This is a genomic window from Streptomyces sp. SID13666 (genome assembly GCF_010548325.1).
GTDB classification, from domain to species: domain Bacteria; phylum Actinomycetota; class Actinomycetes; order Streptomycetales; family Streptomycetaceae; genus Actinacidiphila; species Actinacidiphila fildesensis.
This window is the reverse complement of record NZ_JAAGLX010000001.1, coordinates 67,383-82,581: the sequence shown is the minus strand read 5'-3', so window position 1 is coordinate 82,581 and position 15,199 is coordinate 67,383. Positions and strand designations below refer to the sequence as shown.

The 15,199-nt window shown below is 71.2% G+C and carries 12 protein-coding genes; 4 read left to right on the top strand and 8 right to left on the bottom strand.

Features of this window, described 5'->3' with window-relative positions:
- Positions 1 to 35: 35 nt before the first annotated feature.
- Both G3I60_RS47005 and G3I60_RS00375 read right to left on the bottom strand, forming a co-directional pair.
- On the bottom strand, positions 36 to 233 hold the full coding sequence (locus G3I60_RS47005; RefSeq protein ID WP_138351599.1) for a lasso RiPP family leader peptide-containing protein: 198 nt from the start codon (positions 231 to 233) through the stop codon (positions 36 to 38).
- 307 nt (positions 234 to 540) lie between these two features.
- Complete coding sequence (locus G3I60_RS00375) at positions 541 to 1,731, bottom strand: ROK family transcriptional regulator (RefSeq protein WP_198359529.1); 1,191 nt, start codon at positions 1,729 to 1,731, stop codon at positions 541 to 543.
- Positions 1,732 to 2,107: 376 nt separating this feature from the next.
- On the opposite strand from G3I60_RS00375, the gene G3I60_RS00370 reads away from it, so the two are divergent.
- On the top strand, positions 2,108 to 2,584 hold the full coding sequence (locus G3I60_RS00370; protein WP_164292698.1) for a hypothetical protein: 477 nt from the start codon (positions 2,108 to 2,110) through the stop codon (positions 2,582 to 2,584).
- A 20-nt stretch (positions 2,585 to 2,604) separates the two neighbouring features.
- On the opposite strand, the gene G3I60_RS00365 is transcribed toward G3I60_RS00370, so the two are convergent.
- Complete coding sequence (locus tag G3I60_RS00365; protein ID WP_343240793.1) at positions 2,605 to 4,095, bottom strand: HAMP domain-containing sensor histidine kinase; 1,491 nt, start codon at positions 4,093 to 4,095, stop codon at positions 2,605 to 2,607.
- Positions 4,092 to 4,838, bottom strand: coding sequence for a response regulator transcription factor (locus tag G3I60_RS00360; RefSeq protein ID WP_164292699.1), 747 nt, complete (start codon positions 4,836 to 4,838; stop codon positions 4,092 to 4,094). The genes G3I60_RS00365 and G3I60_RS00360 overlap by 4 nt, the downstream gene beginning before the upstream one ends.
- Positions 4,839 to 4,962: 124 nt before the next feature.
- Here G3I60_RS00360 and G3I60_RS00355 point away from each other — a divergent pair, with 124 nt between their 5' ends.
- From G3I60_RS00355 to G3I60_RS00345, 3 genes are read left to right on the top strand one after another with little or no spacing between them, the layout of a single operon-like run.
- The gene (locus G3I60_RS00355; protein WP_164292701.1) at positions 4,963 to 6,345 is read left to right on the top strand and encodes a ferredoxin reductase family protein; all 1,383 of its coding nucleotides are present in this window, start codon (positions 4,963 to 4,965) and stop codon (positions 6,343 to 6,345) included.
- A gap of 5 nt (positions 6,346 to 6,350) precedes the next feature.
- Positions 6,351 to 6,815: an FMN-binding protein gene (locus G3I60_RS00350; protein ID WP_164292900.1), complete on the top strand. Its 465-nt coding sequence runs from the start codon at positions 6,351 to 6,353 to the stop codon at positions 6,813 to 6,815.
- Between the two features lie 34 nt (positions 6,816 to 6,849).
- Complete coding sequence (locus G3I60_RS00345; RefSeq protein WP_164292899.1) at positions 6,850 to 7,590, top strand: FAD:protein FMN transferase; 741 nt, start codon at positions 6,850 to 6,852, stop codon at positions 7,588 to 7,590.
- Positions 7,591 to 7,634: 44 nt separating this feature from the next.
- Here the strand turns inward: G3I60_RS00345 and G3I60_RS00340 are convergent, their stop codons facing one another.
- The 4 genes from G3I60_RS00340 to G3I60_RS00325 form a co-directional block, all read right to left on the bottom strand.
- Positions 7,635 to 10,829 (bottom strand): N-acetylmuramoyl-L-alanine amidase, encoded by a 3,195-nt coding sequence (locus tag G3I60_RS00340; protein WP_164606417.1) that lies wholly within the window; start codon positions 10,827 to 10,829, stop codon positions 7,635 to 7,637.
- A 531-nt stretch (positions 10,830 to 11,360) separates the two neighbouring features.
- Complete coding sequence (locus G3I60_RS00335; RefSeq protein ID WP_164292704.1) at positions 11,361 to 12,362, bottom strand: hypothetical protein; 1,002 nt, start codon at positions 12,360 to 12,362, stop codon at positions 11,361 to 11,363.
- Positions 12,359 to 13,720, bottom strand: a complete 1,362-nt coding sequence (locus tag G3I60_RS00330) for an MFS transporter (protein ID WP_164292705.1) — start codon at positions 13,718 to 13,720, stop codon at positions 12,359 to 12,361. Before G3I60_RS00330 ends, G3I60_RS00335 begins: the two co-directional genes overlap by 4 nt.
- Before the next feature lie 3 nt (positions 13,721 to 13,723).
- The gene (locus G3I60_RS00325) at positions 13,724 to 15,139 is read right to left on the bottom strand and encodes an alkaline phosphatase PhoX (protein WP_164292706.1); all 1,416 of its coding nucleotides are present in this window, start codon (positions 15,137 to 15,139) and stop codon (positions 13,724 to 13,726) included.
- Positions 15,140 to 15,199 lie beyond the last annotated feature (60 nt).

The following is a 15,199-nucleotide window of genomic DNA, read 5'->3' as shown; positions in this document are numbered from 1 at the left end:
TCCCGGGTCGGAATGCGCTGCGATTTCACCGGGCCCTACCAATAATACTGTGAGTTGGCGTCCGCATTGCCGCTGGAGGAACTCCCCAGCGTCAGTTCCCGTACATGGCCAAGATCGGCGAGGAGCGGGGCCTCGTAGACTGCGGGCCCGCTGTCCTCGGCTGACCTCGGAGAACCCGGTCCGCACTGGACACAGAGGTCATCGGAACACTCGTTCCGCGAAAGGAAAGACATCATGTCTCCACAATGGGTCGGCAGTCATCAGTTCGCCGCGTAGCCCCGGACCGTTGGACGTCGGGGAACACCGTGCGGCAAGATGAAACTCTACCTGGACTGATGCATCATCAGTTGCCTGATTCCGCCAACGCTGCACGCGGCTTGTCGCACATCCAGTCGAGGAGTGCCACGTCAGGAACGGCACGGCCTTCGGTGCCGAATAGCGCGGGAAACGGTACGGATCGCGGGTCGATGACACGGGCTCAATTAATTGAACCGGCCGGCCGACGGATCTCCCGTTCCGACTTCAAATCGATCCCGCCTGTCAGCTCTTCTCGATCTCCTCGTCCGAGAGGATCGAGCTGAGCCCGAGGACCAGCGCGCCCAGCGCCTCGGCCCGCTGCTTCAGGTTGCTGAGCCGCAGCTCGAAGTCGGTCGACGGGTCCACGGCGCCCGACAGCGCGAACCGCTCCAGGGCCTCCCTGCAGGGCTTCAGGACCAGATCCTTGGCCGCGGCGAGCTGGCCGCCGAGCACGATGACGTCGGGGTTGAAGAGATTGCAGAGTTGCGCGAGCGCCCTGCCGAGCAGCCGCCCCGCGTCCTGCAGGGCACGCACGCACACGGCGTCGTTGGCATGTGCCTTGGCGATGAGCGCCGCGAGGGAGCCGGGCAGGTCCGCCGAGTTCCCCAACTGCGACTTCCTGACCTGGTCGATGAGGTACTCGGCGCCGATGATGGTCTCCAGGCAACCGCGGCCGCCGCACTGACAGATCACCCCGTGCGGATCCATGGTCAGATGGCCGAGCTCGCCGGCGATACCGCTGCGGCCCCGCAGCAGGTTGCCGCCGACGATGAGGCCGGAGCCGATCCCGGTCGACGCCTTCACGTAGACGACGGTCTCCAGGTGGTCGCTCCCGCCGTAGGTCTGCTCCGCGAGAGCGCCGAGGTTGGCGTCGTTGTCCATCACCACACGGACCCCGAGCGCCCTGGCCAGCTCTATCGCCGGATCGCCCCCCTCACCACTCCAGGGAGGCAGTACCGGGGCGGCGAACGTCCCGCTCCGGGGATCGATCATCCGGGGCACGGCGATGCCCACGGAGATGATGTCGTCCGACGTGCGGCCCGTCTCCGCCACCGCTTCCTCGATCATCCCCTTGACGAGCGGAATCACGTGCGCGAGGCCGCGGTTGGCCCCGTCGGTGCTCTGCTGCACCTTGACCCGGTCGTACTGCTCGTCGACCCGCCGGGCGATCACGGTGACGTGGTTGAAGCCCAGGTCGACCCCGACGGCGACATTGACCGCGCCCTGCAGGCAGACCCGGACTCCGCGGCCCCCCTTGCCCTGGGCGGCCGAGTTGCGCTCCATCCGGACGATGCCGTCCTTCTCCAGGTCGCGCACGGCGGTGGAGACCGTGGCCTGGGACAGGATCGTGCGACGCGCGATACCGGCCTGCGTATCCGGTTTGATCATGATGGCGAGGATGATCCGCTTGCGGTTGCTGTCGCGGTGACTCACGGCGGGACGGAGGTGCGCACGTAAGTCAAGCATGGAGTCCCCCGACGACCAGCAGTGATGATTACAACGAAGTTGAAGGCAATAATAATGTCAGGTGTATCTTCAATTCAATTGATTCACCACATCGAATCCAAGTGTTCCAAAATATCGAACATGTACACCCGGAAGTCGATCAGCCTCTTCCGATCTTGGCCGTAAACCGATCCCTCCGACGAGTGTTCCGGCGGTCCTCCAGCGGAACTTGAGGGGTGGCCCGGCGCCTCCCGAGACGGATTCCAGCACCGCGCGAGTCACCGGTGACAGACTTGGACGGCCCGCCTCGCGCGGTAATCCCGCGAGTCCCCCGGCCCCACACCCAACGATCTCCGTGCTCGACATGAATGCCCTTCAGCGGGGCGATGTACTGCTCCAGGCCGCCGTCGCCGAAGCCGCTCCCGGCGAGAGTGCCATGGCCCGCGGCAGGGTCGACCTGCTGCTCGAACTCGACGACGACACCCTGTTCACCCTGACCAAGGTCGCGGTGACCTTCCTCATGCGGATCCATCGGGCGGAGGGCCAGGAACGGACCGCGCTCCCGGACGACGGGACCGGCCCGAACGACTCCGCCCGGAGTTACACCATCGGGCTGCTCAACGCCTGGTCCGCCCGCGAGGGCAGCACCGTCAAGTCGCTCTTCGCCACCGCGGCCGCGGATCCGCACCGCCGGGAGGAGATCCTCCGCGATCCGTTCGACTTCGCGATCGAGCGGGCACTGGAACTGGCCACCAAACACGTCGGCCCGCACACGCTCGTACGGCAGTTGTGCAAGTCCATCGCGCGGGAAGACCGCTCGATGGCCCAGGACTGGCCCTGAGCCGACCGCGGGGCCGCGCACTACCGCGGCCCCGCACCCGCCTCCGGCTCCTCCTTGGCGCCGCCGGCGCCGTCACCGAGCGGCAGCCGCACCGTGAACTCGCTCCGGCCCGGCCGGCTGCGGGCGGTGACCGTGCCGTCGTGCGCCTCGACCACGGCGGCGACGATGGCCAGGCCCAGGCCCGCACCGCTGCCCGCGCCGGGGCGCCGCCGGTCGGCCCGCGCGAAGCGTTCGAAGAGCGTCGCGCGCACCGCCTCCGGCACCCCCGGGCCGTTGTCCGCGACTCTCACCTCGACCGTCCCATCGCCTGACGGTACGGTCCGCAGCCGCACCGCGACCTCGGTCCCGTCCGGGGTGTGGATGCGGGCGTTGGCCAGCAGGTTCGCCACCACCTGCTGCAGCCGGTGGGCGTCACCGGGGACGGTGACGGGCTCCTCCGGCAGATCGAGCACCCAGCGGTGACCGGGGCCGGCGGCCCGTGCGTCGTCCACCGCGTCCAGCACCAGCCGCGTCAGGTCCACCGGCCGGCGCTCCAGCGGCCGGCCGGCGTCCAGCCGGGCGAGCAGCAGCAGGTCATCGACCATCACGCCCATCCGCGCGGACTCCGCGGCCACCCGCTCCAGCGACCGCCGTACCTCGGCCGGCACCGGTCCCGGGTGGCGCAGCGCCAGTTCGGCGTGGCCGCGCACCGAGGCGACGGGGGTGCGCAGTTCATGGCTGGCGTCGGCCGCGAACCGGCGCAGCCGTTCCTCGCTCGTGTGCCGCTTGGACAGGGCGTCGCCGACATGGCCGAGCATGAGGTTGAAGGCGGTGGCCACCTGTCCCGCCTCGCTGCGCGGATCCGCGTCCGGGACCCGCAGCGGCAGGGCGACCTCGCCGCTGTCCAGCGGCAGCCGCGTCACGGCCGTGGCGGTCGCGGCGACCCTGCGCAACGGCCGCAGCGACCAACGCACCCACAGCGCCCCGGCCACACCGGTCACCACCAGGGCGCCGCCGAAGACGGCCGCCTCGACCAGTTCGAGCCGGTGCACGGTCTCCTCGACGCCGTGCAGGGGCAGACCCGTGATGAGCACGTCCTGGTCGTCGCCGGCCACGGCCCTGACCCGGTAGCGGTGCAGGGCCGACAGCCTGATGTCGTGGGCATGGCCGTCGACCGGAACGGCCGCCAGTTCCGCCTTGTCGGCCGCGTTGAGCTCCACCGTGGTGTCGGTGCCGGAGCGCACCACAGCGGCGTCGGTGACCACTCCCGCGAGCAGCCGGGCGCCGAAGGTGCCGGGCGACTGGCGGCGGGTGTCGGCGTGGTTGTCCGCGTCAGGTTCGCCGTGCTCCCCCGCGTGCTCCAGGCTCGCCGGGAACTGGCCGCCCGCGTCGCTGAGCTGCTGGTCGAGGCGCTCGGTGAGAAAGCCCCGCAGCGCGAGCACCGCGGCGACGCCGACGGCGGCGCAGCTGACCGCGAGCAGCACCACCAGCCCGCAGGTCAGCCGGGCGCGCAGCGAGTGCGGGCGGATCACGGGGTGCCCGGCTTGAGGACGTAACCGGCGCCCCGCACCGTGTGGATCATCGGAACGCGTCCGACGTCGATCTTCTTGCGCAGATAGCTGATGTAGAGCTCCACGATGTGGGCCTGGCCGCCGAAGTCGTACGACCAGACGTGGTCCAGGATCTGCGCCTTGCTCAGCACCCGGCGGGGGTTGCGCAGCAGATACCGCAGCAGCTCGAACTCGGTCGGCGACAGCTCGACGGTCTGCCCGTCCCGGGTCACCTCCCGCGCCTCCTCGTCCATGACCAGGTCGCCGACGCTCAGCAGCGCGCCCTCGGGCCGCTGCCGGGTCATGCCCGCGCGGCGCAGCAGCCCGCGCAGCCGGGCCAGTACCTCTTCGAGGCTGAACGGTTTGGTGACGTAGTCGTCGCCGCCCGCGGTGAGGCCGGCGATCCGGTCCTCGACGGCATCGCGCGCGGTCAGGAACAGCACACAGATCCCGGGCTGCCGGTCCCGCAGTCCGCGCAGCACGGACAGCCCGTCGAAGTCCGGCAGCATGATGTCGAGGACGACGGCGTCGGGCTGGAAGTCCCGGGCCGCGGTGAGCGCCGAGGCCCCGTCAGCGGCGGTCCGCACCTGCCAGCCCTCGTAGTGCAGGACCCCGGCGAGGACCTCGAGCAGGTCCGGCTCGTCGTCCACGACGAGGACCCGGACCGGGGTGCCGTCCGGGCGGGTCAGGGAGGGCAGCGGGGGTGCGGCGGGAGGGATGTCCATGGTCCGTCCAGCATGCCGCCCCAACCTCTGAGTTTCCCATGAGACCCGCCCCGGGCCTCCGGTTCAGAGCTGATTCAGAGGTTGCGGCGGCACAGTGGGCCGTCAGCCGACGAAAGGGGACATCGTGGCGACCACCTACGGCCACCGGGCGGGCCGGCGCCGGTCCGCGCCGCCCGAACCACCCGCGCCGCGCGGCCGCCGCTCACCGGCCCGCTTCATCCTTTCCCTGGTCGGGGCGGGTGCGGTCGCGGTGCTGGCGCTGTGGTGGCAGGACACCGCCTCGGTCGTCGGGCCGGCAGGCTGGCTGATCGGCGCGGGCCGGATCGCCGGCCTCCTCACCGGCTACGGCTGCGCCGTCCTGGTCGCCCTCATGGCCAGGGTGCCCGCCCTGGAACGCGGGGTGGGCAGCGACCGGGTGGCCCGCTGGCACGCGATGGCCGGCCGCTACACCGTCTGTCTGCTGCTGGCCCACATCGTCCTGATCATCTGGGGCTACGCGCTGCAGGCCCGCACGAGCGTCGTGCGGGAGACCACGACCGTGGTGCTGGACTATCCGGAGATGCTCAAGGGGACGGCGGGTGCGCTGATCCTCGTCGCCGTCGGCGTCTTCTCCGCGCGTGCCGTACGCCGTCGGGTCAGCTACGAGACCTGGTACTACCTGCACGTCATGACCTATCTCGCGCTCTTCCTCGCCTTCGGCCACCAACTCGCCCTCGGCGCCGATTTCGCCGGGAACGCGGCGGCCCGGAACGCCTGGTACGCGCTGTACCTCGGAGTCGCTGCGCTGGTGGTGTGGTTCCGCGTTCTCGTCCCCGTCCGGTTGAACGTGCGGCACCGGCTGCGGGTCGCGGCGGTCGTACGCGAGGCGCCCGGCGTCGTCTCCGTCCTGATCCAGGGGCGCCGGCTGGACGGACTGCGCGCCGAGCCGGGCCAGTTCCTGCGCTGGCGGTTCCTCACCGGCGGACTGTGGTGGACCTCCAGTCCGTACTCGCTGTCGGCCGCCCCCCGCCCGGACCAGCTGCGCATCACCGTCAAGGCCGCCGGCGCCCACAGCGCGGCGCTGGCCCTGCTCCGGCCCGGCACCCGGGTCTGGGCGGAGGGCCCGTACGGGGCGCTTACCTCCGCCCGCCGGACCCGTTCCAAGGTGCTGCTGCTCGCCGGCGGGGTGGGTGTCACCCCGCTGCGCGCGCTGTTCGAGACGCTCCCCGCCCGCCCCGGCGAGCTGACCCTGCTGTACCGGGCCCGCACGCCAGGGGACCTGGCCCTGCGGTCGGAGCTGGAGTCGATAGCGCAGTCCCGCGGAGCCCGCCTGTACTACGCCGTCAACGCGGCCGACGGCACCCGCGCCGCGATCACCGTCACCGGCCTGCGGACGATACTGCCCGACATCGCACAGCACGACGTGTACCTGTGCGGGCCGGAAGGCATGGCGCAGGAGTCGTACGACGCACTGCGCGCGGCCGGTGTGCCATCTGGCCGCATCCACCACGAATCCTTCGAGCTGTGAGCGCCATGCGAACCCATCCCCTGCGCCGCATCGTGCTGAGCGCGGCAGCCACCGTGACCGGCGTCGTCCTCCTGCTGTCGCTGAAACCGCACGCGCAACAGCAGTCGGTGGCGCAGCAGAACCCGAACCGGGGATCCTCCCCCGCAGCGGCTGGGTCCGCCCCGTCGGCGTCGGCGGGTTCGACGTCCGGCGGGGTCCGGACCGTCGACGGGGACACCATCCAGACGCGGTTCGGGCCGGTACAGGTGCGGATCACCCTGACCGGGTCGAAGATCACCGCGGTCACCGTGCTCCAGGTACCCGACGAGAACGGCCGGGACCAGGAGATCGCCGAGTTCTCCGTTCCGCTGCTCACCCAGGAGGCCCTCGACGCCCAGAGCGCGGGCATCGACACCGTCTCCGGCGCGACGTACACCAGCGAGGGGTACATCCGCTCCCTGCAGAGCGCGTTGGACAGATCCGGTGGCTGACACCCCGGATCGGCTGCGGCACCTGGAGCACGTGATGGGCACCGTGTTCTCGTTCGACGTCCGTGGTGACACGGGTCCGCGCACCCGTACCGCGCTGGCCGCCGCCACCGCCTGGCTGCACCACGTGGACGAGGAGTTCTCGCCCTACCGGACCGGCAGCCAGGTCAGCCGGCTGGCCCGCGGCGAGCTCACCCCCGACGAGTGCTCGGCGGAGGTACGGGAGGTGCTGCGGCTGTGTGCGGACGCAGAGTGGCTCAGCGGCGGCTGGTTCAGCGCCCGGTACGCGGGAGGGATCGATCCGACCGGTCTCGTCAAGGGGTGGGCCGTGGAGCGGGCGGCCGCGATGCTGCACTCCGCGGGTGCGCCCGCCGTCTGCGTCAACGGCGGCGGCGATGTGCAGCTGCACGGCGGACCCTGGCGGGTGGGGGTGGCGGACCCGCTGCGGCCCGGTGCCGTGGTGACCGTCGTCGAGGCCCGGCACACACTGGCCGTGGCCACCTCCGGCCCCGCCGAACGCGGCTGCCACATCCTCGACCCGCACACCGGCGCACCCCCGGCCGATGCCCTCGCCTCGGTCACGGTGGTCGCCCGCGGCCTGACCGACGCCGATGCCTGGGCCACCGCCGCCTGCGCAATGGGCGCGGACCGGGCCCGCGGGTGGCTGGAGGACCTGCCGGGAGCGGAGGCCTTCGCCGTCACGTCCGAGGGTGGTACGTGGCAGACCAGTGGCTTCGCGCGGACCCACTCCGGCGCGAACACGGCCCGGGAACGCTGAAGGGCCCGCCCGCTGGTCGCGGCCGGGCCCTTCCGTACCCCTTGTCAGCTGGTGTAGTAGCCGGTCAGGTCGGCCAGCAGGTGGACATTGCCCAGGAGGTTGTAGAAGTCGACCTTCCCGTTCACCACCGGAACCACGACCAGGTTCGGAATCGTCTGCTTCGCCACGAAGTTGAGGTTCGAAACCCCCGGCCGCGGCTGCCCGTCCGGATAGACACTCACGAAGCCACCGGAGGTCGGCGCGACCGCCGTCACGTTCAGGACCACCGCCGTCACACCCGTGGCCGGCAGCCCCGCGCGTCCGGCGATCTGCAGGGTGATGGTGCCGCCGGGGCCGACGGGGGCGTGGATGCCTCCGGTGCCGGAGCGGGTGTCGAGCACGCGGGTGGGTCCTGCGGTGTTGAACACCGATCCTGTGGAGGTGTAGTAGCCGGTGAGGTCGGCCAGCAGGTCAACGTTGCCCAGGAGGTTGTAGAAGTCGACCTTCCCGTTCACCACCGGAACCACGACCAGGTTCGGAATCGTCTGCTTCGCCACGAAGTTGAGGTTCGAGACGCCCGGCCGGGGCTGCCCGTCCGGATAGACGCTCACGAAGCCACCGGAGGTCGGCGCGACCGCCGTCACGTTCAGGACGACCGCCGTGACTCCGGTGGCCGGCACGGCACCGACGCCCGCGACCTGCAGGGCGATGCTCGCCCCCGGACCCACCGGAGCCTTCGCCGCACCCAGCCCCGACCGCGTGTCGAGCACCCGCGTCGGACCGGCGCTGTTGAAGCGGGAGCCGGTGGTCGAGGTGGAGTAGTAGCCGGTGAGGTCGGCCAGCAGGTTGACGTTGCCGGCGAGGTTGTAGAAGTCGATCTTTCCGTTGATCACCGGAACCACGACGAGGTTCGCGATGGTCTGCTGCGGCGAGAAGTTGAGGTTCGAAACGCCCGGCCGCGGCTGCCCGTCCGGATAGACGCTCACGAAGCCACCGGCGGTCGGCCCGACCGCCGTCACGTTCAGGACCACCGCCGTCACACCCGTGGCCGGCACGGCACCGACCCCCGCGACCTGCAGAGCGATACTCGCCCCCGGACCCACCGGAGCCTTCGCCGCACCCAGCCCCGACCGCGTGTCGAGCACCCGCGTCGGACCGGTCGGCGTGTACGTGCCCGTCGGGGGCTTGGCCGCCTCGACGGTGGTGACATCACTCGCCTTCACGAAGGCGATGCGGTGGTTGTAGCGGATCGGGTAGTACGTCGTCGTGCCGACGACCAGGGTGTGGTCCCCGGGCGCGTCCATGTTGACGTTCTGCGCGTAGAAGAAGTCGCTCGCGATCGGCGCGTCGGCGACATAGGCCTGGCCGGCCGGCATGGTGTAGCTGGTCGCCACGACCTGCTGCTTGGGGTCCTTGCCGACGGCGGAGAGGACGGCCGGGTACGCGGACTCCTCCGGGTAGGAGCGGCCGTAGACCGGTACGGCGGCGCTGCCGGCGGGGGTGACGACCTTCTGCGCGGTGCGGCTGTTGGCGACGGCGTTCTGTCCGCCGGGGTTGAAGAACCACGCCTTCTGGCCCGCGTACCAGATCGCCGTCCAGTCGCCCTGGACATCGGCGACGATGAAGGTCTGGCCGGAGACCGCCTTGTCCGTCCAGTCGGCTCCCTGGATGGTCCCCGTGGCCCCCTTCTTGGCGACGAGAGCGTCCTTGATCAAGGCCGCGGAAGCGGACGGGGAGGTCCGCAGATAGACGAAGTTCGCCGGACGTGCCGGGCACGGGCTCGTGGACGTCTTGCCGTCGCAACCGGTCACCACGGGCTGGTTCGCCGTGGTGAAGGGCGGAGCGATGGTGATCTCCCCGCCGACGATCGGAGCGCCGTTGCCGCCGAGCGGGGCGCCGAGCAGATCCATGTAGTGCGACCAGTCCCAGTACGTACCGGGGTCGTAGTGCATGCCCGCCACGTAGTCGTCCGTCGGGCCGGTGACATCGTCGTGGCCGATGATGTGCTGCCGGTCGAGCGGGATGTTGAAGCGGGCCGCCAGGTAGCGCACGAGTGCCGCCGAGGACTCGTACTGCGCCTCGGTGTACCAGCTCGCGTTCGTGAGGGCGAAGCCCTCGTGCTCGACGCCGAGGCTGTGCATGTTCAGCACCTTGCTGCCGGCGTGCCACGCCTCGTCCTTGGTGGGCACCACCTGTGACACCAGGCCGTCCTTCGCGCGGACCAGGTAGTTCGCGCTGACGTAGGAGGTCGGGTTCTGGAAGATGTTGACGGCGGAGCTGTAGTCGCTCTCGGTGTCATGGATGACGATGTAGCGGATCGTCTGGCCGTCGGCCGGCCGGTTGGCCTTGTCGTAGTTGCCGTAGACGGCCGGGTCCGGGGCGTTCGTCCCCTGGTAGGCGGCCGGGACGACGTCGCACACCAGACCCGAGGGGCACTCCGCCGCGGCGGCGGCCTTCGCTCCCGCGGCCTTGGCCGTGCGGGTGGGCGCCGGGGCCGCCGGGACGACCGAGGGGGCGGCGGCCAGCGTGACCTGCTGGCCGTCCGCGGTGGTGCGGGTGGCGCCGGTGCGGATGGTCGCGAAGACCCGGTCGGCGAACTGGTTCGCGGCGGCGGTGTCCGGGGACTGGGTGTAGCGCGCGACGGCGTCGTACCACTGGCCCGGGTCGGCGGCGAGCTTCCCGTGCGTCTGCTTCTCGTAGGAGGCGAGCAGGGCCGCACCGCCGCGGACGCTCTCCCGCGGATCGGTGCGGAGCGCCTTGGCGGGCTCGTCGATCAGCGCGGCGGCGGCGTCCAGGGTGTGCAGCGCCGGATCCGACGTCCGGACGGAGCCGACGGCGGCGAGCGCCGCCTTGTCCGGACGGAACCGCTGTGCGGCGCTTGCGCCGCCTTCGCCCCGCTGGTTCAGATCCGCGCGGCGCTCGCTGTCGGTGCGGGCCGGTACGGCCGACGCGTCGACCTGCGTGAGGCCCATGACATTGAAGTTGCCCGTGGCGCTCGGTGCGCCCTGGTGCGATTCCCAGCGCGTCTGGTGGTACGACACGGCGAGCAGCACGCTCTCGGGTACCTGGAACTCCGCGGCGGCCGCGCTGAAGTCCGCCTGCAGCGCACGCGACGCACCGGCGGGCGACGCCGCCTGCCCGTGGCCTGCCGGGGATGCGGAGGCGTACGCTCCGACCGCCAGCGCCGAGACCGCGACCGCCGCGGTGATACCGGTGACTACCCGCGACCGTGACCGGCCGTGTCTTCCCCGCACTGGCATGCTCCCACTGTGTAAGTAACGTCCGGGCGATTCCGGGCCGGGCCGAGCGACAAGGTCTCAGGCCCGGGGACGACTCGCCTTCCGCGCCGACGCTAGCAGGCGGCCGGCAACGTGAGCGGCGGGCGTCGCCCCATGTCCGTTTTCGGGGTGGAGCGGCCGACCGGACTCCCGGAATCCGCCGGGTGGGGGCCGTGTCAGGTGCAGATGCATCTCACTCTGTGGCAGCGGGGACAGACGACACGTCTCCTGACGTCAACGGCCGGCTCCGGTTCCATAACGCGCTCCTGACTCTCCAGCACCGCCACGGCTGTGCCCGGCAGGCTCGTTGTGCTCACTCCTTTAGACGCTTGAGCAGCGGTCTGGGTTCGCCTTTGACGCAACTTCGTGACAGCGCTTGCTCGATGGGCCGCCGTACGCCCGCTCTTGGGAGCCCTCGTCCGAGTTGTACCCCCACTCAGGTTTCGCACAGTGAAGGCGCGGTGGCCGTCGAAATGCTCACGACGGCCACCGTCCGTGCCCGGAACCCTTCCTTCAGCGACTTGGTGACGCTGCGTCGACAATGAGTTCACGGGGTTGTCCGGTCCCGTCGGACGGGACGGCCCAGACGTCGGAGCCGCCCTTGCCCCGCGATCTGGCGTACATGACGGTGTGCTCGTCGAACCACGCGGCCTGGTCGTCGATGCTCGCCGTCTCGGCGAGCGGGGTCTCCAGCATCGTCGCCAGGTCGAGCACGTGGAGCCGCCAGGGCCGCGCCGCGTCGGAGGAGACCCGCTTCTTGAACACCACCCGGGTGCCGTCCGGCGACAGGGAAGGGCACTCGGCGTTCTCACGCAGCGTGTGCGCCTCCCACTTCCCGTAGTCGCCCTGGACGAGGTACGTCTTCCCCTTCGTCGTCACGGTCGCGTAGAAGCGGTTGTCGTCCGCCGCGAAGGTCACCCCCCAGAAGTTGACGTCGGACGCGCGGTAGCGGCGGCCGTCGATGAACAACGGGATGTCCTCGATGTTCAGCACCGCGTAGCCGGTACGGGTATCGAGGATTCCGGTCCAGGTGGAGAAGCCGCCCCTGTTGTAGGAGTCCCCCTGGACGAACACCGTCCAGGAGACCATGCGCCCGCTGGGCGAGACCCGGGCGCGGTTGGGGATGCCCGACAGCTTCACCCGGCGGACCTCGCGCAGTTGACGGTCGACGATCAGCGCGTACGTCCTGGGCACGGCGCCGGTGCTGGTGACGAGGCAGACGCCGGTGCCCGCCGCGCTGTAGAACCGCTCGCAGCCCAGCCCGCTGACCGTACGGGGAGCGCCGGCCGTGCCGGCCGGCACTGCCGCGATGTTGCCGTGGCCGGCCCCGGGAGCGGTGTTCCGGAACAGCAGTTGGCCGGGGCGGGCGGTGTCGATCGGCTCGCCGTGGACGGCGGGGACCGCCTCGCGCTTTGCCGCGTGGACGCTGTAGCCGACCCCGAGCCCGGCCAGCACCAGCAGGGCGACCACCGGTGCGAGCAGCCGGAAGCGGGCGTGCTGCCGGAATGCGGTCATGCGATCGTCTCCTCGTCGTACGCCCGGGCGTTGGGTGATGCGGTGCCAGGTGCACGGTCGTCGGGTGCTTCGGTGCCGCCGGAGGAGTCGGTGTCGTCGGTCCGGGCGTCGTCCGTCGGGAAGCCGAACCTGGCCACCAGGAGGCACACCGCCAGCCCGGTCGCCATCACCGCGAGCCCGGTGCGCGGACCCCATGCCGTCCAGGCAGCGCCGAGGATGATCGAGGACACCACCCGGGCACCCGCCTGACCGGTCTGCAGCAGTGCCATCCCGCTCGTCCGCAGCCCGGCGGGCAGCATCGGTCCTGCCGCGGCCATCAGCACGCCGTCGGTCGCGGCGTAGAACACCCCGTGCAGCAGGAGCGCCGGGATGAGGACGAAGAGTCCGCCGGCGGGTCCGAGCAGCATCGCGTACGCGCCGAGCAGCGCCACATGGCCGCCGAGGAACATCCGGAACCTGCCGGTACGGTCCGCCATCCGGCCGAGCGGCACGGCGAGCAGGAGGTAGGCGCCGGTGGTGCCGAGCGGCAGCAGCGGGAAGTACTCCGGGGCGATCCCCAACCGCCGTTGCAGCAGCAGGTAGATGAAGGAGTCGCTGACCGTGACGAGACCCAGGGCGGCGGTCAGGACGCAGGTGCGGCGGAACGCGGCCGCGCGCAGCAGTCCGAACGCGGCGCGCAGCGCGGGCTCCCGCCGGTCCGGGGGTGGATCCTGCCGGTCCCGGACGAGTGAGACGAGCAGCACCACACCGAGCGCGGCGACGCAGAAGCTGACGACGAACACCGCGTCGTAGGCGGTGCCGGTCGCGGTGAGGACCGCGAAGGCCGCGAGCGGGCCGATGAAGGCGCCGACGGTGTCCATCGCCCGGTGCACACCGAAGGCGAGTCCGAGGGCCTGCGGTGGCGTACTGAGGGAGATGAGCGCGTCCCGAGGGGCGGTGCGCAGGCCCTTGCCCGCCCGGTCGGCGGCCACCACGGCGCCGAGGGCGCCCACCGAGCTCCCCGCGGCCAGCAGGCCGAGTTTGCACACCGCCGACAGCCCGTAGCCGATCCCGGCGACCAGTTTGCGGCGCTGACGGCGGTCGGCGAGATGGCCGCCGACCAGCCGTACGAGGACGGTGGCGCCGGAGTACAGGCTGTCGAACATGCCGAACGCGAGCGGGCTCAGCCCCAGTTGGAGGACCAGGTAGAGCGGCAGTACCGCACTGACCATCTCCGAGGAGACATCGGTGACCATGCTGACGGCGCCGAGTGCGACCACGTTGGCGGGGACCGTACGCAGCAGCCCGGCCCGGCGCCCCGGGCGGAGGCCCGGGGCGCCGTCGGCGGCACTGGTGCTGCTGCTCGCCGAGATGTACATCGGCTACTTCCACCCGCTGATGTCGAGCAGTACGCCGTAGCCGGTGACGTTGTACTGGACGATCACGTACAGATGGCGCCCGGTCGCGTCGAAGACGCCACCGGTGAACGAGCCCATCGGGTCGTTGACGGTCGCCACCCGGATACAGCCGTCGCTCTGCAGGTCGGGGTCGGACCCGTCCGGCAGACAGCTCCACAGGTCGTTGCCGTGGAAGCCCTGCAGATCGCTCTCGGTGTCACCGTCCTCGTGCACGACCCAGGTGCCGCGGCCCGGCCGGAAGGCCATGTTGTCGGGCATGTTGACCGCCGGACTGCCCGGGACGAACAACTGGATCTGCGGGATCGCCGCGTTGGTGGTGGCGGCGGCCACCGTCCCGTCGGTCAGGCACACCGACTCGCCCCAGTTCTGCGCCTCGTCCTCGTTTCCCGTCTCGTTGACGCAGGCGCGGACCTGCCCGGCGGCGAGCGCGGTCCCGTCCAGGTCCATGTCCTCCGGCCGGTACAGGCCGGTCAGATGGAGCGCGGCGGTGGCTCCGGTCAGGTCGGGGTCGGTGCGGTCGGGGACGGGGATCCAGGCGCCCTGGCCGGTCTGGGTGCCCTGCCCGTAGTCCCGGCCGCCTTCGTACCGGCCCAGCCGGAGCCCGTAGACCCGGCCGGACGCGAACGGCGACTCGCTCAGCCGGTGGATGGGGCCGGCGCCCGCCGCCCGCGGCTTGTCCGGTACGAACTTGAACAGCGCGCCGCCGGGCGCACCCTTGTCGGGACGGTTCTCGTCGGCGTAGTAGAGCAGGCCGTTGGGCAGCACCGAGATGCCCTCGTAGGACATCCGGCCGACGCCGGGCCGGACGGTGAGGTTCGCCGCCCCGGTGCCGCCGCTGAAGCGGCCGGTGGACCGGTCGAGCGTCACTCCGGTGGTGTGCAGCGGGTCGATCAGCTCGTAGAGCCGGCCGCCCTCGGGGCCGCCACCGGTCTCCTCCCCGATGACGATCGTTCCCCAGGCGGTGCGCCGCACGGGGTCGCAAGCCTCGGTGCCGGTCAGGATCGTCTGGGACCTGCCGGTCGCCAGCTCCGTGCGCAACAGTCCCGGCTTGTCCGGGTCGCTCTCGTTGCAGCTGATGAGCCATCGCGGGTCGGAGTCGCTGGGCCACAGCGCGCCCTGATCGGTCGTCAGCGGCAGCCGGGCGTTGACCACTCGCGTGTGCAGGCTCTTGGCGAGGGTGACCAGTCGCTCCGGGTGGGCCAGCGCCTCCGCCTTGCTGATGGCCCGGTTCGACGAGTGCGCCAGGTCGCCGGTGACGCCGTGCGGATTGCCGCGGTCGGCGGCTTCGGCCCGGTCCGGCACGGAGCCGGCGAAGATCGCACCGGCTCCGGCCGTCAGGGCCACCATGGCGGCGGCGAGCGCCGTCAGGTGTCGTTTCACGTGTTGTCTCCTTGTTCCACGGCGTTCGCCGTGAGTTGAGCGCGAGCGTGGGTCGGTGGC